This is a genomic window from Pseudoalteromonas sp. S1609 (assembly GCF_005887255.1).
Lineage (GTDB): Bacteria > Pseudomonadota > Gammaproteobacteria > Enterobacterales > Alteromonadaceae > Pseudoalteromonas.
In genome coordinates this window covers 1-19,178 of the sequence record NZ_PNDJ01000008.1, presented here as the reverse complement: position 1 = coordinate 19,178, position 19,178 = coordinate 1, and the positions used below count along the sequence as shown (strand labels likewise).

Here is a 19,178-nt window from a genome sequence, read left to right as displayed (position 1 = left end):
AACTGCGCTAATCGCCGATACTTACTATTGTCTACGAGTGACCTCGTTGACAACGGGGTGCATAATAGTGATTTGACCGGGTTAGGTCAAACGTTTTTTTAAGAAAACAAATCAATTGCTCATTTTTAGTTCATAATGGTCAAATATTACGATACAGGGATAAAATTTAAACTCTTTTTTATAATTCGGGGGCTTATAATTTAAAAGCAACTTGGCGCTCAACCGCTTTTCTGCGAAAATAGCCACCATATTAAAAAATGAGTAAGGTGAAGGTCTTTTTCTTTATCGGCATTTTAACCCCTATATATGCATTCGTTTTTTAAATGTATCGGTATCAAGTTAATTAACCTAATTAAAGGTCACCCATGACGGCAAACATCATTGATGGTAAAGCAGTAGCAAAACAAGTACGTAGCGCAGTGGCTGAACGAGTTTCAGAACGTGTTGCACAAAACCTTAGAGCCCCAGGATTAGCTGTGGTGCTTGTTGGACAAGACCCAGCCAGCCAAGTTTACGTTGGTTCAAAACGTAAAGCCTGTGAAGAAGTTGGTTTTATTTCTAAATCATTTGATTTGCCCGCAGACACAACTGAGCAAGCGCTATTAGCATTAATTGATGAATTGAATGTTGATGGCGAAGTTGACGGTATTTTAGTACAACTTCCTTTACCTGCAGGCTTAGACGCAGAAAAAATTCTTGAGCGTATTACCCCGCATAAAGATGTTGATGGCTTTCATCCTTATAACATTGGTCGTTTGGCGCAGCGAATGCCTGCCCTTCGCCCATGTACGCCAAAGGGTATTATCACCTTATTAGATTCAACCGGCGTGCGTTACAAAGGCATGCACGCAGTGGTAGTGGGTGCCTCTAACATTGTGGGTCGCCCTATGTCACTTGAACTGTTGTTAGCTGGCTGTACGACTACTGTTTGTCATAAGTTCACACAAGATTTAGAAACCCATGTTCGCCGCGCTGACTTATTGGTTGTTGCCGTAGGCAAACCAGAGTTTATTCCGGGTGACTGGATAAAAGAAGGCGCGATTGTTATTGATGTGGGTATTAACCGTTTAGACAACGGTAAGTTAGTGGGTGACGTTGAATACGCCGCTGCAGAACAAAAAGCTGACTTTATTACCCCTGTACCTGGCGGCGTAGGCCCGATGACAGTTGCTAGCTTAATTGAAAATACGTTAGAAGCGTGTGAGAAATATCACAGCTAATAAATAAAAATAAAGTAATCCAAAGCCCGCTTAATTGCGGGCTTTTTGTATCATCATTCTTCGTTTTATTAAGTCCAAGCCTTGTGGCAAAACCGAAAACACAATCATTAATAACATAATCGCGTACTGCCAATTTGCATACTGCTCGTTAATTAATATTCCTGCACATAAAATACCGGCAATTGGGTTGGCTATAGTGCCAAAAGTAAATTCAACAACTGACATTCGTCCTAATAACCAAACATATAGGATGTAAGCCAAAGCAGTATTAGGGACCACCAGCCAAAATAACGCCAGCCATTGCGTGGTATTTATTGATGCAGTTAAAAATTGATACTGCTGTGGTGCAAAATAGAAAGCTTGAACCATAGCGGCAATTGCTAGCAAACTGCCACCAATGATTAGCTGCCACGTGAGTACCGTCCACCAGTGAACTTTAGCCGTTACTTTTTGTACCAGCGTACTGCCTATCACAATAGTTAATAGCGCCCCTATCAGCGCTAAAACTCCCAACACATTAAGCGCTATATGTTGTGGATCAAATAAACGCCATGCCAAAACCACTAAAGCAAGCGCACAAATACCTTGCACTAGCGCTGGCTGTTGTCGTTTAACAAGCCATGCATATAATAATGCAACAACCGGTACAGACACCATACCCACACCTGCAATAGCTGCTGGTAGGTTAATAGCCATTACAAAAATAAAACTGAAAAATAGCGCAATATTAATCGTGCCGATTAAAAAGATGCCAGGCCATTGCTTTGCAGTTGGCCAAGAGGGTTTAAATAACAACAATAATAAACCAGCAGGAAGTGCACGTATGGCCCCTAATAAGATTGGCGGCCACTCTGGGGTTGCGTATTTAGTTACCGCATAAGTCGTTCCCCATAAAAAAGCAGGGATCATGGCAAGTAAAATATTCATTAATTTTCCATTTTTAAATTGATGAATGCGAGTTTAAAACCTCAACCATAATTGAGGTCAACAATATCAATTTTATTAAAAGCATAATCAATTTAATGCAATTGATATAACAAAAAAGGGTTACCCAATGGCAACCCTTTTTTTGGTGATCCGCGTGTTGTAGCTAAGCTTTACGCCACGTTGTTTTTCCCGCTGAATCTTCAAGTATCACACCCAGTGCATTTAAAGCATCGCGAGCTTCATCAGCTGCAGCCCAATTTTTACTGGCACGTGCGTCATTACGTTTTACAATCAATGCCTCAATTTCAGCCACTTCATCATCGTTTTGACCGCCTTGTAAAAATGCCTCAGGTGCTTGTTGAGCAATACCAAGTATTTCACCTAAGATGCGTAGAATAAAGGCTAAATGTCCTGCTTTTTCGCTATCACTTTCTTTTACTCGGTTTAGCTCTTTAGCAACTTCAAACACAACCGGTAATGCTTCTGGCGAATTAAAGTCATCATTCATAGCTTTTCTAAACTTAGCTACATACTCATTACCCTCAAGCTCACATTCAACTGGCTCAACACCACGTAATGCCGTGTAAATACGCTCAAGTGATGAACGTGCTTGGTCTAAGTTTTCTTGCGAGTAATTAAGTTGACTGCGGTAATGGCCAGAAATTAAAAAGTAACGAACCGACTCAGCATCGTATTGCTTTAATACTTCACGAACGGTAAAAAAGTTATCTAATGATTTAGACATCTTTTCTTTGTTCACTTGAACCATACCGGTATGGATCCAAGTATTAACGTATTGGCCGTTGTTAGCACAGCATGATTGCGCGATTTCGTTTTCGTGGTGCGGAAACTGTAGGTCTGAACCACCACCATGAATATCAAAGTGCTCACCTAGGTGCTTTGAACTCATCGCTGAACATTCTATGTGCCAACCAGGGCGACCCTCACCCCAAGGTGATGACCACGATGGCTCCCCTGCTTTAGCTTTTTTCCATAAAACAAAATCAAGAGGATCGTCTTTATCTTGTGCTACTTCCACACGTGAGCCCGATTGGAGCATGGTTAAATCTTGCTGTGAAAGTGCCCCGTATTGCTCAAAGGTTGATACATCAAATAAAACGTCGCCATCGGCTGCAACATAAGCATGGCCTTTGGCAATCAAACGCTCAACCATGGCAATAATTTCATCCATATGACCCGTTACCGTTGGCTCTACATCAGGACGCAGCATATTTAAACTGTCAAAGTCTTCATGCATGGCTTTAGTCATACGCACGGTTAAGTCGTTAATGGCTTCACCGTTCTCATTTGCGCGCTTGATAATTTTATCGTCTACATCGGTAATATTACGTACGTACTTTAAATCGTAACCTAAGTGACGAAGGTAGCGAACAATCACATCAAAACCCACAAATGTGCGTGCATGGCCAATGTGGCAGTAATCATAAATGGTGATACCACACACATACATGTCGATTTTTCCATCAACCATAGGTTTAAATTGTTCTTTTTGGCGTGTCAGTGTGTTGTATATTTGTACCATTTAGTTGCTTTCCTTCACGATTAACAGAAAAGCTATGTTACCACTTGCTAAGCATGGGCTCTAGCGGTTTATCAAAGCACTTTGTTAATCTGGGTCAACTACGATAAAATAGCGCCAATATTCAAACCAGCTATAGGAAATCTCATGGTTGTTCTACACACAAATTTTGGTGATATCACCATTAAAATGCACGAAAGCGAAGCTCCAAATACAGTAAAAAACTTTTTAGAGTATGCAAACTCAGGTTTTTATAACGGCACTATTTTTCATCGTGTAATTGATGGTTTTATGGTTCAAGGCGGTGGTTTTGCATCGGGTATGGAACAAAAAGAAGTAAACGATCCAATTGAAAATGAAGCTAACAACGGCCTATCTAACAAAGTAGGTACTTTAGCAATGGCGCGTACGCCTGATCCACACTCAGCTACAGCGCAATTTTTCATTAACGTGAATAACAACGACTTTTTAAACCACAGCAGCGAAACGTCGCAAGGCTGGGGTTACTGTGTGTTTGCTGAAGTAGTAGAAGGCATGGACGTAGTAAATAAAATCAAAGGTGTTGCTACAGGTAGCAATGGCTTCCACCAAGATGTACCACTTGAAGATGTGGTAATTGAAAGTGTAACTGTAAGCTAACCCCCCCTTATTCTTCAAAGAATACATAAAGCGGGTATTCACCCGCTTTTATTTAACTGGAATCACCATGACTTGCCAAACCTACTTTATTGCAGATTTACATTTGAGTGAAAATCGCCCTGATATTACAGCGGCATTTTTTAAATTTTTACACTCCCATATTGTTCCTCAAAAAGTAGACGCCCTATATATTTTAGGTGATTTTTTTGAAGTCTGGGTTGGTGACGATTATGTTAGCGAACTATCAGCAGCAGTGGCCAAACAATTAAAAGCAGTTAATAACTCGGGCATACCTATTTATTTTGTACACGGTAATCGCGATTTTATCATGCGCACAAAATATGCAAACATGGCAGGAATGACTCTACTCGATGAGCAAACAGTGATCGACCTTTACGGCACACCCACGGTAATTTTACATGGTGATGAAATGTGTACTCAAGATATTGAATATCAAAAGTTTCGTCAAAAAAGTCGTGGTTGGTGGTGGCCCAAATTAATGCTTGCTATGCCATTATGGTATCGAAAAAAAATAGCCCGCGATGCGCGTGAAAAAAGTAAACTTAGCCAAGCAGACAAACCTATAGAAATACTGGATGTAGTGCAAAGCGCGGTACTCGAAACCTTTGCTAAGCATAACGTGGCTAATATGATCCACGGCCATACTCACCGCCCTAATGTACATACCTATGAAGTTAATAACCAAATCCTAACTCGCACAGTGCTAGGCGATTGGTATACTCAAGGTTCATATTTAGTGGTTACCCCCGAATCACAACAATTAATTTCAACACCTTTATAATGTTCCTAATAATTAATCGTAATGAGACTTTGCGGTTAACTCAGGCAAGGTAATAATAAATTGTGTTTTAAAATAGGCTTCGCTTTGTGGTTCTGAATGAAGTTTGATGTCTCCTTTCAAAACTTGTGTTACCCATTGATGCACCATATATAAACCTAAGCCCGTATTACCTTTACCTCGTGCGGTTGTATAAAAAGGCTCAAATATATCTGCTTTAGTCTCATTATTAACTCCTTTACCATTATCTGACACGCTAAGCCTTACGCTATTATTTGTCGCTTGCTCTACTTTTATTTCTATCACTCCCTCGGGCTTTTCATCAAAAGCGTGATTTAGCGCATTAATTACAAGGTTTTCGACCACCTGAGAAATGATCCCCGGCAAACTAATCACCTGTTTTTTGAGCAAGAAAATAGTTTTCACTTTTATCGGTGAATTTTTTAATCTGGAATTTAATGACAATAATAACTCTTGAATGATTTTTTCAATATCACATGCAATAAATTCATCGTTATGGCGATCAATGGCCATTTTTTTAAAACTTTTCACTAATACTGCGGTTTTATTTAAGTTAATTTTAGCTAGTGCTAGGTTCTCACCAATACTGGTTGTTGTTTCCTCTAACGTTGATTTAGTCAGCCCCTCCCTCATCGCCGCATTTAATTTAGCTAATGCCATATCTGCATTAGAAACAGAAATAACGGCTCCACCAATGGGTGTATTCATTTCATGAGCAACTCCTGCTACGAGCAATCCTAATGAGGATAGTTTTTGCGCTTCAATTAGTCCTTCTTGTAGCTGTTGTTGCTGCTTTATGGTGGCATCAAGCTCTCGGTTCACTATATCTAGTTCTATCTTTTCTATATGTAATTTATGCGAGAGGGTTAACAGCTTATTTTGAAACTTATACTCACGATAAATAAAGCTAAAACTAATTAAACACAGTAATCCACTACACAAAAACGCAAACTGTAAGGCTTTCACCTGTCCAGTTATTAGTAATTCATCAGGACTACTTATTAAAATAATTAACTCTTTATCGGTGTCACTAATTCTGCCTTTGTTCTCGCGCAGTGAAAAAATAGAAAAACGTCGGTAAGTATAGAGGTTATGGTCAAAAAAGTGCGAACCATACTCGACTTTGCCACCAATAATTTGCTGCCAGAGCCGAGGCTCTTGAATGGCAAGCGTTTGCTCATTTTTACCATACATAAACCCCCATTCTAAATCTTCATCACTATTTAATAACCAAAAACCATTATGATTCAAAATGCTTATATGGGTACTTTTTTGGCTATAGCTTTTGATCTGATTAAATAGATAATCTAAGTTAAAGTTAACCACCAATAGGCCATCTAATAGGTAATTTTCTTGATTGGTACGGTAGGTTACGCGGATTGATGGTTGATGAGGTTTTATGATTTTGTTGTGTTCAATGTTTAAATCTATTTCTGTAGCAAAAATGTCAGGCGCACTGATCTGCATCCCTTTTTGAAAGTAGTAACGGTTTTGCTTATTTTGCAAACCATCAGGCGATACAATTTCGCCAACACCATTCACTGCGTTAATGCGGTATTGCTCTTGCCCTTGCTTATCTAGCCAGCGAATTTGGGCTATGTTAGTAGAGATAGCCGCAAAATTTAAAAAATAATTATTTATTTCATCTCTGCTTCGCATTTGTTGCAAAGGCTTGTTTTGTGCATCGCTTTTTAAAACTGGGCCTTGAGCCAAAATACGAGTTAGCTTTTTAATGCTGCTGAGCTCTTTGGAGAAATCACTACTAATTAGTACTAACTTTTCATCTTGCTGAGCTTTAATGGTGTTTATTTTTTCTTGATATATTTGTTCGTATATAAGCCAACCAATAAAGAAGGTAATGAATAAACTGAATAGCAATTTAACTAGCACACTTTTTTTTGAACCAACAGGCAAACTATTAATGCTATTCATTATCAGTCACTTCATACTGCTTTAACCATCCGAACAGATCTTTTAGAGATAGAGGTTTAGAAAAATAATACCCTTGAGCTGTTTCGCAGCCTTGTTGCTGCAACCACTTGGCCTCAAACTCATTCTCAACACCTTCAGCAATCACCGAAAAGTTAAATTGCTTTGCCAAAGACAATATCATCTTAATCATGTATTGATTATTGTCATTAAACTCAAGGTCACTAACAAAATAGCGATCTATTTTTATCGACGTAGACGGTATTTCATTAATGTGAGCCAAAGACGAATACCCTGTACCAAAGTCATCAATGCTGACTTTCATGCCCAAAGAAATAAACCGCTCAAGCGCCTCTTTAATTAAGCTGTAATTACTAATAGCTTGTGTTTCGGTCACCTCAAGCTCAAGCATAGAAGGCAAAATACTGTATTCTTCAATTTTATTTTTTATCTGTTCAAAGTAGCTTGGCTCAACTAAATCATAAGAGGACGCATTAAATGCAACGGGTAAGTTACAGCCTTGCTCTTTAAGTTGATTTATAGCCTCTAGTATTTTCTCAAAAATCACATGGTCTAGTTCATTAATTAATCCGGCTGTTTCAGCTAATTCTATAAACTCGTCGGGGCGTACAAAGCTGCCATCGGCTCTTTGCCACCTAGCGAGCGCTTCAAAACCTGCTGGTTTCAAGGTTGATAAGCTGATTTTGGGTTGTAACACCACCTCTAAGCTTTTATTACCTATAGCCGTTCTGAGCTCAGCCATCAGCTCATATCGACGAGTTATCTGATCTGTTTTTTCCTCAGTATGCTGAATATACTTTGCTTGGTTTGCCAACGTATAGTTAAGGCTAGACTCTGCTAAGCTAATCACTTTTTCAGGTGTTAAGTTTAAAGCAGCGCTTAACTTCAACTCCAGTATACGCACATCAATATATTGCTTCACCTGTTCAATTTCGAACTTTTGCTTATTTTGAAAGTAACTAATTGCATCTGAAATATCAAAGTCAACGCTAACTAGCATGCCAAAGGTTTTGTTACTAATTAGTGCTATGCGTGGTTCATATTTAGCAAAAGTATCAACTATATTTTGATGAACTAACTTCATTAATTTATTACAAAAGTCATTCCCGAAAGTAAATGCTTTTTCATCAAACTGATAAATGTCAAAAATGACTAATCGTGTTTTTAGTCGCTCATGGGCATTCATGTTCTTTATTTCACGAGTTAACCAGTTCCTATTTGGCAAATTTAGTGATACATCGGTATAAGCAAGCTCTGTTAAACGATTTAATAACGAAATATTCGCAAATCCCGTGCTCACATTTTCACTAAATACTTTTAGTAAATACTCATTTTGCTCACTAATTGGGTTGTCTGACTTTACGATCGTTATGTAAGAAATATCTTGTTCTTGCGTTAAGGGGGTCTCGAAAAAAAATACGCTGTGGTGCTTTGAAAAAATATGACTGCGCTGTTTAATCGCTTGTTTAAAATCTTGCAGCATTTCTGCAGGCAGGTTAGGTACAACAGGTTGCCCTTTAATGCCACTAAAGCAACCATGGGTAGAGAGTATTAAGCATTCAGAGCTAGAGTTTGAATTACTCGAACAAAAAATACCGCCGCCTTCGGTTATTTTTAAAATATTGCTAATTTCTTTAAGCACTGCATGAGAAAAAGAGGCCATATCATGCTTACCGTTAATACTTCTAGACGCATCTAGCACCAGCTGTAAACCTTGCTTTGCGGACCTAATTTGTGAAATATACTCCCATGTACGCATGTTACTATTAACAATTGATTGCAACTTTTCTGCTGTAATATCTGATTTATTCCAGTATTCATCGATATCAAGTACTTTCATGATATCGCTCTCTGGTGCAAAACCTGGTTGGCCTGTTAACAGCACAATACGCATTTCTGCGTTACCTATAACCTCTCGAATAGTATTTACTAAACGCAGACCTGAGTCATCCTCCTCCATTACTACATCTATAAATATGAGTGCGATGTCTGGATGCATACTCAGCGCAAGAGCAGCCTCAGGCACAGAATTTGCTGTTAACAGCTCGTATTTATAACCATCCTTGGCTTTTAATTCTTTTAAGCTATTAACTAACGCGTTTTGATAATCAAGGTCATCCTCAACGGTTAATATTTTCCATGCTTTTAGCTCTGTATCTGCTTGTTCTTCTTCAGCTGCAAATACAAATAATCCCTCTTTATCTTGCATATCTTCTCACCCAATAATAAATAAGGTATGACCTTGTTATTAAAATGAATTACAAAGCAATAAGTTAAATAATTTAAATAGTTATTCTAATATTAGGTGAGGGTATTGGATGTGTCTAATTTAAAAAGAATTTAATTAAAAGTAGCTGCTACAACAGTTTGCTGTTTAACTGATAGCAGCTTCATGTGTAAATTATGCGGGTTGTTGGCAAGCAATAATGGGTACGCCGCTATGAAATTTGAAGTCTTCATCGTCCGATGTAATTAGCTGCGCTTCTATTTCAGCAAATTCTTTTACCCGCTCAGTAATATCAAAATCAGCAATTTCTTGAGCAAGGGTTAAGTAATCTTGATAATGGCGAGCCTCTGAGCGAAGCAGTGAAATATAAAAATCCCCTAAGCGTTTATCTACATGGGGGGCAAGCGCAGCAAAACGTTCACATGAGCGCGCTTCTATGTACGCACCTACAATAAGTTTATCAACTAAGGCATTAGGCTCAAAGGTTTTAACATTGCGCAACATACCCTTAGCGTAACGACATGGTGTTATACTTTTATATTCAACACCGTATTCATCCATAATTTCTAGCACCTGATAAAAGTGATGTAGTTCTTCTTTTATTAGCATAACCATTTTATCAATTAAGCCTTGTCCATAAGGTGAGTTAGATTTAGGAATAATAGATTTAGTGAGTTTATTTTTAGCCGCTAAATCACGCCAGTTCCCCTCACGTTTATAAATAAGCGTTTCAAACGGTTTTAACCACTCAAGCAATGCATCACTGCTGTCTTGATCTACCGCATACTTACGGATTAAAAACATCGCACTTTGCGCCGCTTTTAGCTCACAAATTAAATGATCAATTAATATGATGGGTAAATTTTCTTTTTTGGTCGCCTGTTCAACCCACTCATCAGGGGTACGGCATAATAAAAAGTTGTTAATTGGCTCTAAAAGCTGGCTATGTGGCACGCTGACTACTCATTGCTAAAAATTGCGATTATGTATTTTAACACGAAATAATGTCCTGAATAAAATAAACACACGCCCTTATTACAAGCATGTGGATAACTTGACTTTGCTTAGTTACTGAACCATAACTAAATGGACTGTATAAAAAACAAACCAACTATAACCAAACAGTAACTTATCCTTTATGGAGAGCACGCAATGATACTAAATCACCTATGGGGCTTATACGCCCACCCACTCGAAGAGTGGCAAACAATTGATAACCGTCACGAAAGCTTAACCTACAGCTTATCGCACATTTTGCTTATCGCTTTATTCCCCTCCGTAATGGGGTACTACTCATCGGTTTACTTAGGCTGGAGTATAGGCACAGGTAACCCCGTTTTTTTAACCCATGAAAGCGCACTGATGATTGGCGCAGCCATGTATGTTGCTTTAATTGGCGGTGTATTTGCACTGGCCTATTTAGCGCATTGGATGGCGGTTACTTTCGGTGCTAAACCAACCTTTACCCAAACTATCGAGCTGGCAGCGTATACCGCTACACCGGTGTTTATGTCAGCATTGGCTGCTTTTTGGCCTGAGTTATGGTTTGTGGTGTGTGTTGGATTAGTGGCACTCGCTTACTCAGTTTATTTACTGTATACCGGCGTCCCTATTTTAATGCACATTCCGCAGGAGCGCGGCTTTATTTATGCAAGCTCTGTTGTCACCTGTGGATTAATTCTGCTCGTTATTATTTTAGCGCTTACCGCCATGCTATGGACCAACGGTATAATTAGCCCTATGTTTACCTAAAAATTGAAAAACAAAAAAGGAGCGATTAAGCTCCTTTTTTTGTAACGCCGATAATGCTACCGGGTAGTATTATCATTGTTAATCAGATTCGTTTTCATCTTGGTTATGTATTTCTAAACCAGACGACATCGCGTTTTCGCGGGTGCTTTTAGCAGAATCGTTACGTAGCTTATCAATACGATTTAGGTAGTCTTGATCAACGTCGCCAGTAATGTATTGTCCATCAAACACTGACGTTTCAAACTTAGTGATTTCAGGGTTTTCTTGGCTAACTGCAGCAATTAAATCACTTAATGATTGAAAGATTAAACCATCAGAGCTAATGCTTTGGTTAATATCTTCAACCTCACGGCCGTGTGCAATGAGTTCAGCCGCCGATGGCATATCTATACCGTATACATTTGGAAAGCGTATTTCCGGTGCAGCTGACGCAAAGTAAACATTTTTAGCACCAGACTCGCGTGCCATCTCAACTATTTGTGCTGAAGTTGTACCACGTACAATTGAATCATCAACAAGTAGGACATTTTTACCTTTAAACTCACGGTCAATTGCATTAAGTTTTTGACGTACTGATTTTTTACGTAGCTCTTGGCCTGGCATAATGAACGTACGACCAATATAGCGGTTTTTAACAAAGCCTTGGCGATAAGGTAAATCAAGCACGCGTGCCATTTCTAAAGCGATATCACACGAAGTCTCTGGGATAGGAATAACGACATCAATGTCTTTATCGGCCCACTCACGTGCTACTTTCTCGCCTAGTTTAGTCCCCATATTTACACGTGCAGCATAAACCGACATACGATCAATGGTTGAATCCGGGCGCGCAAAGTAAACAAATTCAAAAATACACGGTGAGTAAGACACTTTATCTGCACAGGCAAAAGAATGAAACTCGCCTTTTTCCGTCACATAAATAGCTTCGCCTGGGGCAACGTCACGGATAAACTCAAAGCCATCTGGCTTTAACGCCACACTTTCTGAGGCAAACATATATTCAGTACCCGCAGCAGATTCACGTTTACCAAATACAAGAGGACGAATACCATTTGGATCGCGAAACGCCACAATACCATGGCCGATAATCATGGCAATAGTGGCATAACCACCCGTCACTTTATTGTTAACTTCAGTAACCGCGGTAAAAATATCTTCAGGGTCTAATTTAAGCTTGTCTGACTTACTTAGCTCATGTGCCATGATGTTAAGTAAAATCTCAGAATCAGAGGTAGTATTAACATGGCGACGTGCCTCTGAAAATAACTGCTCTTTTAACGACTCTGCATTGGTTAAATTACCATTATGGGCAAGTGCTATACCAAAAGGAGAGTTCACGTAAAACGGCTGAGCCTCTGACGAACTTGAAGAGCCCGCCGTTGGGTAGCGCACATGGCCAATGCCAATGTTGCCTTGCAAACGTTTCATATGACGAGTGTGAAATACATCTTTCACTAGGCCATTTGCTTTGCGCAAGCTAAATGTATTGTTCTCAATAGTTATGATACCCGCAGCATCTTGGCCACGGTGTTGCAAAACGGTTAAGCCATCATAAATCGCCTGATTAACTGGCGATGTTCCGACTATTCCAACGATACCACACATGTAATTTATCCTCGCCGATTAACGGTTTACTGAATTTAAAAAGCTCGAGTTGTTTTCTAGGTACGAAAAGAACCATTCAACTACAAAGCCAAATTCTGGAATCAAAATGGAGTTGCCCCACCAATGCGTATTTGGCGCACCAGTAAAAGCATCAAGAAAGAAGAGTAACGCGCTCACGACCAACACGCCTCGAAGAGCACCAAACACCAGACCAAAAACACGGTCTGTGCCGGATAATCCGGTTCGCTGTACAAGCTCACCTAAAATATAGTTTAGTAAACCGCCTAACAATAGCGTCGCAAAGAATAATATGGCAATGGCCGCCGCATTTCTTAAAAGGGGTTCAGAAATGGATGTTAGGAAGGAAGCTAAATATTGATAAAATAAGCTGGAGATGATGAAAGCCCCTGCCCATACCGCTAATGACATAGCTTCTTTAACAAAGCCGCGTATTAAACCGATGATGGTAGAGAGTGCAATAATGCCAAGAATGGCGTAATCAACCCAGATCATAAGAACCAAATAGTCGCTAATTTTGGGCGCATTCTATACCTAAACCTCCTCGTGATGCAAGTTTAAGCGTGAGATTGCAGATGAGTAAAAACATGCAGTTTTTAGATAAAAAATAGCGTGAAATATGTAGGCTAGAAGTGAGGATAGTTCAGGGAATAGATAAATGTGTAATATCAGCTGATAAACACATTTACCTATTAATGACTAAGTTATTTTGCCACTTCAAATTGAGTAACTTTACCGTTTAGTTTAGTTAGTTCTTTCAGTGCGGGAAGTTGGGACTGCAGCTCATTTTTACTTAATGACGGCCCTACAAATACTTTAGTTAACGTACCATTTGGCGTTTTAATTGGCCTAGTAAAGCTTTTAAAACCTTTCGTTTTTAGCTTTGCCTGCAACGCTTTTACATTTGCCGCATGAGAAAAACTACCAAGCTGAATGACATACGCCATACTTATTAGGTTTTCATTAGTATTACGCATAGCATCATCTTGCCCGGTAGTGACTGTGCCTTGTTTTGTATCGGCTATAACTGCTTCAACCATTGCTGGCTGTGCAGTAACGTCAGTTTCAGCAGAGCTGTTTTGTTGCTCAAATGCAGCATCATCAGGCTGAATATCTTCAATTTCATCCTCTTTTAATGGTTCTGCATTTGCCACTTGTTGATCAATTGATTCTTGTAAATCAATGGTCTTGAACTCAGAGCGTTCTGGAATCGCTTTAAAGCCTTCTTTATAGTGCACTTTTTCACCATCGAGTATATTGGGAATAAACACAATTGCTGCGATCACCACAATACTTGTTCCGACTAAGCGATTAATAAAACCTGAGTTCACCGACATCCTCTCTATTTTTTAAAGTAATGAATAGCGCCAGCCACGGTAAAAAATGAGCCAAATACAATCAATAGTGTATTACTTGGCTGGCTTGGCAAAATAGCATCCAATGCTACCTCTACGTTGCTATAACCCTGTTTAAAATGACTATTGGGTATACTTGAAAGCGCCAGTTGAAGATGGGCGGCACTATCGCCACGCGGGCCGTCTAAGCTCGCTAAAGACCATTCATCTACCACATCAGCCACTTCTTTAAGCACACCGACTTTATCTTTATCAGCAAGCATAGCGGCTAATGCATGAATTTTAAAGCCTTTATCTTTATAGCTTGCTAACTTAGTTGCTAAATAACGTGCCGATTCAGGGTTATGTGCCACATCGGTGTACACTAATGGCGACTCACTTAATTGTTGAAAGCGCCCTTCTACCACTAAGTTAGCTATGCACTGAGTTATCACTTCATCACTTGGTAATAAATCTAGCACCGACAAGGTCGTTAACGCAGTGGCCACATTTTGACACGGGATGGCCGGTTTAGGTAACTCGAGTTTATGTGCTTTAAATTGCCAACTAAAACTCTGCGCATACTCTTTAAAAATAAAGTCGCTACCCGATAACACCATATTAGCGTTAATTTCTTTGCCATAATCGGTCATTGTATACGGAATATTTAAATCCCCAATAATTGCCGGAGTACTCTCTCTAAAAATTCCCGCCTTGTCATAAGCCACTAGCTCACGGGTACCACCTAAATACTCTTTATGATCTAAATCGATGGTGGTGATCACACTGGCAAATGGGGTAACAATATTAGTCGCGTCAAAACGCCCGCCCAAACCGACCTCTAACAACACGTAGTCAACTTCTAAGCGTTTAAATATTGCCAACGCGCCTAAGGTGCCATATTCAAAATAGGTTAATGGTGTGTCACCACGTCCTTGCTCTAGTAAATTAAACGCATCTACATGGTATTGATCGTCAAGCTCTGCGCCATTAACACGTACACGTTCGTTGTAGCGAACTAAATGAGGTGAAGCATAGGTACCAACACAATAACCCTGGGCTAATAATAATGACTCTAAACAACGTGCCGTTGTTCCTTTGCCATTGGTGCCTGCAATAAGAATAATTTTACTTGAGGAAGTTAAAAGCTCTATGTTGTTAGCAACACGAGCAACGCGCTCTAAACCCATTTCTATATTAGCAGGGTGAACACTCTCTAAATAACAAAGCCAATCATCAAGGCTTGATGATTGGCTAGGAATTGTTTTTGTCATAGCATGTAATCAGTAAAGCTGAAATTTACGCTACTCTATGCTCTTGTTCCGTAGAAGGCAAGTTCATAAATTTTGCTAAGATACGTGCTAGCGTATCGCGCATTTCTCGACGGTCAATAATCATGTCGATTGCGCCGTGCTCTAATAAAAACTCACTGCGTTGGAAACCCTCTGGCAGTGTTTCACGCACGGTTTGTTCAATAACACGCGGACCGGCAAAACCAATCAAAGCTTTAGGCTCTGCAACATTAATATCACCAAGCATTGCCAATGATGCTGATACACCACCCATTGTTGGATCAGTCATTACCGAGATGAACGGTAGGCCTTTTTCGGTCATTTTAGCAAGTGCAGCACTGGTTTTAGCCATTTGCATAAGTGACATTAGCGCCTCTTGCATACGCGCGCCGCCCGATGCAGAAAAACAAATCAGCGGCATATTATGCTCTAAACATTGGTCAACTGCGTCAACAAAGCGAGCACCTACAACCGATGCCATTGAGCCACCCATAAATGAGAATTCAAATGCAACTGCAGCAACCGGAATACCTTTTAGGTTTCCTTTCATTGCAACCAGTGCGTCTTTTTCACCGCTTGACTTTTGAGCTGCATTAATACGATCTGAGTATTTTTTAGAGTCTCTAAATTTAAGCACATCTTTGGGTTCGTGTTGAGCGCCTAATTCATGACGGTCACCGTCATCTAAAAATTGTTCAAGACGCTTACGACCACTAACACGCATATGATGGTCGCACTTAGGGCATACATTTAGTGATTTTTCTAATTCTGCTTTATATAAAATTGAATCACATGACGTACATTTAGCCCATACACCTTCTGGAATTTCTTTACGACCTGAAGATTTAGTCGTTTTTGGTAAGATTTTTTCTAGCCAACTCATTTGCAACTCTCTTAATGCTGTTCTGTGTCGCGAGTCTACATGTTAACCATGCAAACAAATTTTTCCAATTAAAACATGAATTACGCTATCACGGTATAAAAAACTGGTCTTAGTAGTTAGCCCTACGAATAATAGCGTATAAAAATAACCACCTGATTACCTTTTAAATATCGGTATCGGCTAAAAACAATGGCCCCAACGGCGTTCTAGGAATATTAAAGTGTTCTGGGTAATCAACATCTACTAAATATAAACCCGCCGCTTTTGCTGTGGCGCTCGCTTTGGCACGCTCTTTAACATCTAGCAACTCTTTTAACCAAATTGGTTCATGTTTATGTAAACCGATATCCATTAAACACCCGGTAATATTACGTACCATATGATGCAAAAACGCATTGGCTTTAATATCAATAATGACATAAGCACCTTGGCGCTGTACCGATAAATGATGAATCGTTCGCGTTGCCGTATTAGCTTGGCAGTGAAGCGCTCTAAACGAGGTGAAATCGTGCTCACCTAATAAATATTGGCAAGCCTGCTGCATTTTCACTTCATCTAAAGGATGATGAAAATGGGTAACACCTTCATTTAATACCGCACCACGAAACGCATAATTATAAATCACATAACGATAACGACGAGCAGTTGCACTAAAGCGAGCATGAAAGTCTTCAACCACAGGCTGGGCAAAACGAATAGCAATGTCTTTTGGTAATAAGGTATTCATGCCTAATGTAAAGGCCACCATTTCACGCTCAGCATGGGTATCAAAATGCACAACTTGACCAGTGCCATGCACGCCGGCATCGGTGCGCCCTGCACATACAATTTCAACCGGATGATTACAAATGCGCGACAACGCTTTTTCTACTTCTTGTTGTACGCTATTTACATGAGATTGACGCTGCCAACCACTGTAACGCGCGCCGTTGTATTCTACTCCAAGTGCTACTCGCATAATTACTGCTTTACCTACTGTGCTAATCGACGCTGCATTTTATGCTATATGGCGTTCCAATAAAAGCAGCGAACTAAGGTTCCTAACTATGCGATACAAAAAACCCGTTATTAGTGTTAACCAATAACGGGTTTTACAGCTCAGATACCCTTTTCAGGATTAGCTATTGTTAGTTTTTCAGCTTAGCTTTTAGATTTTGTGCTTCTTCTTGCACATCGTCTGGGCCATTATTAATAATCTCATCTAAGATTTTAACTGCCGAGTCAGCATCATCTATCTCTATATATGCGTGAGCAAGATCAAGCTTTGCCGAGTAACCACCACTTTGCGTATCAACATCCATAGGGTTATCACCAGCAAGTAATGAATCGTAGTCACCCAAACCAACATCCATATCGACGTCGGTGTAAGGTTCGTGCTCTATATCCGCATCATCACTTTGCTCTAGTAATGCATCAATATCAACAAAGTCATCTTGTTCTAATGACTCAGTAACCTCAGGTTGCTCAATGGGCTCTTGCAACGATGGTGCTTTATCATCAGCTAAATCTTCGTTAAGTAAGCTATTAAAATCAACATCGAATTCACTGCTATCGCTTAAATCAACATCATCAGGTTCAGCCAACTCATTCAGTAATGAATCAAAATCTGTTTGTGTTAAATCAGCCATGAACTCATCATCAAGCTCATCATCTGAAATCATTTCTGATTCTGACGGTACTGACGTTTGCGTTAAATCAGCTTCACGATCAGCATTTGTTTGCTGATCGGTAAATTCAGCAGACTCTGTTAACGCATCAAGTTGATCATCGTCAAAATCATCATTAGAGCTAACAACTTGCTCATCTGCAGCTTGTTCAGTCAGATCTGTAGACTCTGAAACTTCATTATCTAGAGCTTGCTCTATATCTAACTCTGAAAATTCATTATTAAGTAATAGCTCATCATCAAAATCATCTTCTAAACTATCGAGGTCGTTACCTGCTGATAGAGCATTAGCGAGATCTTGCTCTGCCTGACTAGGTGACATACCTGTAGCATCGCCATCTAAATTATCACCTTGTAGCTCTTGTGGTGTTAAAGATTGTTGCTCCTCATCTGATAAAGACAGTTCATCATCAAGCTCTAACTCAGGATACTCCTCAAGTTCTTCACTTGGGGTGATTATTTCAGGCTCATATAGCTCATCGTCTTCTGTCGATAAATCGTTGCTTTGGATATCGCCAGCAAGCGGGTCATCGCCTAAATCAATTTCCTCTTCATCAAGATCCTCGTCTAAGTCATCCATTGACCAATCAGGTACTTGTTCATCCTCATCGCCTGTTTGCTCAAGCTCACTTAAAAGCTCATCGACACTTTTGAAGTTTTCATCGTTGTATTCGTCAAGCGCATCTTCTGGGTCGAGTAAAGTAGAAGAAGTATCGGTAAAATCATCTTCTGATCCAACATCAGGCTCTGCTTCCAGTTCAGGCTCTACTTCAAGCTCTGGTTCTACTTCAAGCTCAGGTTCTACTTCAAGCTCAAGCTCAGCTTCTGGTTCAGGTTGCTCGTCTAAGCCATCGACTGACCAATCAGGTGCTTCTACATAATCATCACTTGTTTGTTCTAACTCACTCAGTAAATCATCAACGCTATCAAGGTTTTCATCGTTGTACTCACCTAGCGCGTCTTCTGGATCGAGTAAATTAGAAGACGTATCGGTAAAATCACCTTCTGATCCAACATCAAGTTCAGGTTCTGATTTAAGCTCTGGTTCTGCTTCAAGTTGAGGCTCTGCTGCAATTTCTGGCTCAGCTGCAACCTCTGGCTCTACTTCAAGCTCCGGATCTACTTCAAATTCAGGCTCTGATTCAAGTTCAGGCTCTGATTCAAGTTCAAGCTCTGATTCAAGCTCAGGCTCTGCTTCAAGCTCAGGCTCTGCTTCAAGTTCAGGCTCTGCTTCAAGCTCAGGCTCTTCTTAAACATAATGCTCTGGATCAACATCAAGTTATGCATCAAAATCACGATAAGCAT

Annotated in this window: 18 protein-coding genes; 5 read left to right on the top strand and 13 right to left on the bottom strand. The window is 39.9% G+C overall.

Annotated elements, in window-relative coordinates; genetic code table 11:
- Nucleotides 1-365 precede the first annotated feature (365 nt).
- Nucleotides 366-1,220 (top strand): bifunctional methylenetetrahydrofolate dehydrogenase/methenyltetrahydrofolate cyclohydrolase FolD, encoded by an 855-nt coding sequence (folD, locus tag CWB76_RS03200; RefSeq protein ID WP_138605400.1) that lies wholly within the window; start codon nucleotides 366-368, stop codon nucleotides 1,218-1,220.
- Between the two features lie 30 nt (nucleotides 1,221-1,250).
- Here folD and CWB76_RS03195 read toward each other — a convergent pair whose 3' ends face one another.
- Nucleotides 1,251-2,147, bottom strand: coding sequence for a DMT family transporter (locus tag CWB76_RS03195; RefSeq protein WP_138605398.1), 897 nt, complete (start codon nucleotides 2,145-2,147; stop codon nucleotides 1,251-1,253).
- 163 nt (nucleotides 2,148-2,310) lie between these two features.
- Complete coding sequence (cysS, locus tag CWB76_RS03190) at nucleotides 2,311-3,690, bottom strand: cysteine--tRNA ligase (protein WP_138605396.1); 1,380 nt, start codon at nucleotides 3,688-3,690, stop codon at nucleotides 2,311-2,313.
- Nucleotides 3,691-3,834: 144 nt separating this feature from the next.
- On the opposite strand from cysS, the gene CWB76_RS03185 reads away from it, so the two are divergent.
- Both CWB76_RS03185 and CWB76_RS03180 read left to right on the top strand, forming a co-directional pair.
- On the top strand, nucleotides 3,835-4,326 hold the full coding sequence (locus CWB76_RS03185; protein WP_008111051.1) for a peptidylprolyl isomerase: 492 nt from the start codon (nucleotides 3,835-3,837) through the stop codon (nucleotides 4,324-4,326).
- 67 nt (nucleotides 4,327-4,393) lie between these two features.
- Nucleotides 4,394-5,128 (top strand): UDP-2,3-diacylglucosamine diphosphatase, encoded by a 735-nt coding sequence (locus CWB76_RS03180; protein WP_138605394.1) that lies wholly within the window; start codon nucleotides 4,394-4,396, stop codon nucleotides 5,126-5,128.
- 12 nt (nucleotides 5,129-5,140) lie between these two features.
- Here the strand turns inward: CWB76_RS03180 and CWB76_RS03175 are convergent, their stop codons facing one another.
- The 3 genes from CWB76_RS03175 to miaE form a co-directional block, all read right to left on the bottom strand.
- Nucleotides 5,141-7,078 carry a sensor histidine kinase gene (locus tag CWB76_RS03175; protein WP_138605392.1) on the bottom strand — a complete coding sequence of 646 codons (1,938 nt, stop codon included), beginning with the start codon at nucleotides 7,076-7,078 and terminating at the stop codon, nucleotides 5,141-5,143.
- A complete protein-coding gene (locus CWB76_RS03170) occupies nucleotides 7,071-9,305 on the bottom strand; it encodes an EAL domain-containing response regulator (protein ID WP_138605390.1) in 2,235 nt (744 codons plus the stop codon). Before CWB76_RS03170 ends, CWB76_RS03175 begins: the two co-directional genes overlap by 8 nt.
- Before the next feature lie 192 nt (nucleotides 9,306-9,497).
- Entirely contained in the window at nucleotides 9,498-10,277 is a 780-nt protein-coding gene (gene miaE / locus CWB76_RS03165) for a tRNA isopentenyl-2-thiomethyl-A-37 hydroxylase MiaE (protein WP_138605388.1), read from the bottom strand.
- A gap of 198 nt (nucleotides 10,278-10,475) precedes the next feature.
- Here miaE and CWB76_RS03160 point away from each other — a divergent pair, with 198 nt between their 5' ends.
- Entirely contained in the window at nucleotides 10,476-11,075 is a 600-nt protein-coding gene (locus CWB76_RS03160; RefSeq protein WP_033103997.1) for a Yip1 family protein, read from the top strand.
- 78 nt (nucleotides 11,076-11,153) lie between these two features.
- On the opposite strand, the gene purF is transcribed toward CWB76_RS03160, so the two are convergent.
- From purF to CWB76_RS20255, 7 genes are all read right to left on the bottom strand, one after another.
- Nucleotides 11,154-12,680 carry an amidophosphoribosyltransferase gene (purF, locus tag CWB76_RS03155; protein ID WP_138605386.1) on the bottom strand — a complete coding sequence of 509 codons (1,527 nt, stop codon included), beginning with the start codon at nucleotides 12,678-12,680 and terminating at the stop codon, nucleotides 11,154-11,156.
- An 18-nt stretch (nucleotides 12,681-12,698) separates the two neighbouring features.
- Nucleotides 12,699-13,193 carry a CvpA family protein gene (locus tag CWB76_RS03150; RefSeq protein ID WP_076919200.1) on the bottom strand — a complete coding sequence of 165 codons (495 nt, stop codon included), beginning with the start codon at nucleotides 13,191-13,193 and terminating at the stop codon, nucleotides 12,699-12,701.
- Nucleotides 13,194-13,402: 209 nt separating this feature from the next.
- Nucleotides 13,403-14,029: an SPOR domain-containing protein gene (locus CWB76_RS03145; protein WP_138605384.1), complete on the bottom strand. Its 627-nt coding sequence runs from the start codon at nucleotides 14,027-14,029 to the stop codon at nucleotides 13,403-13,405.
- A gap of 11 nt (nucleotides 14,030-14,040) precedes the next feature.
- Nucleotides 14,041-15,306 carry a bifunctional tetrahydrofolate synthase/dihydrofolate synthase gene (gene folC / locus CWB76_RS03140; protein ID WP_138605382.1) on the bottom strand — a complete coding sequence of 422 codons (1,266 nt, stop codon included), beginning with the start codon at nucleotides 15,304-15,306 and terminating at the stop codon, nucleotides 14,041-14,043.
- Nucleotides 15,307-15,331: 25 nt separating this feature from the next.
- Complete coding sequence (accD, locus tag CWB76_RS03135) at nucleotides 15,332-16,207, bottom strand: acetyl-CoA carboxylase, carboxyltransferase subunit beta (RefSeq protein WP_008111068.1); 876 nt, start codon at nucleotides 16,205-16,207, stop codon at nucleotides 15,332-15,334.
- A 163-nt stretch (nucleotides 16,208-16,370) separates the two neighbouring features.
- A complete protein-coding gene (gene truA / locus CWB76_RS03130; RefSeq protein ID WP_008111070.1) occupies nucleotides 16,371-17,165 on the bottom strand; it encodes a tRNA pseudouridine(38-40) synthase TruA in 795 nt (264 codons plus the stop codon).
- A 169-nt stretch (nucleotides 17,166-17,334) separates the two neighbouring features.
- The gene (locus tag CWB76_RS20255; RefSeq protein ID WP_249363153.1) at nucleotides 17,335-18,453 is read right to left on the bottom strand and encodes a FimV/HubP family polar landmark protein; all 1,119 of its coding nucleotides are present in this window, start codon (nucleotides 18,451-18,453) and stop codon (nucleotides 17,335-17,337) included.
- A gap of 70 nt (nucleotides 18,454-18,523) precedes the next feature.
- Between CWB76_RS20255 and CWB76_RS20250 the strand changes: the two genes are divergently transcribed.
- Nucleotides 18,524-18,754, top strand: a complete 231-nt coding sequence (locus tag CWB76_RS20250; RefSeq protein WP_249363152.1) for a hypothetical protein — start codon at nucleotides 18,524-18,526, stop codon at nucleotides 18,752-18,754.
- A gap of 238 nt (nucleotides 18,755-18,992) precedes the next feature.
- Here the strand turns inward: CWB76_RS20250 and CWB76_RS20245 are convergent.
- Nucleotides 18,993-19,178 (bottom strand): hypothetical protein (locus tag CWB76_RS20245; RefSeq protein ID WP_249363151.1); only part of this gene is annotated, 186 nt, incomplete at its 5' end.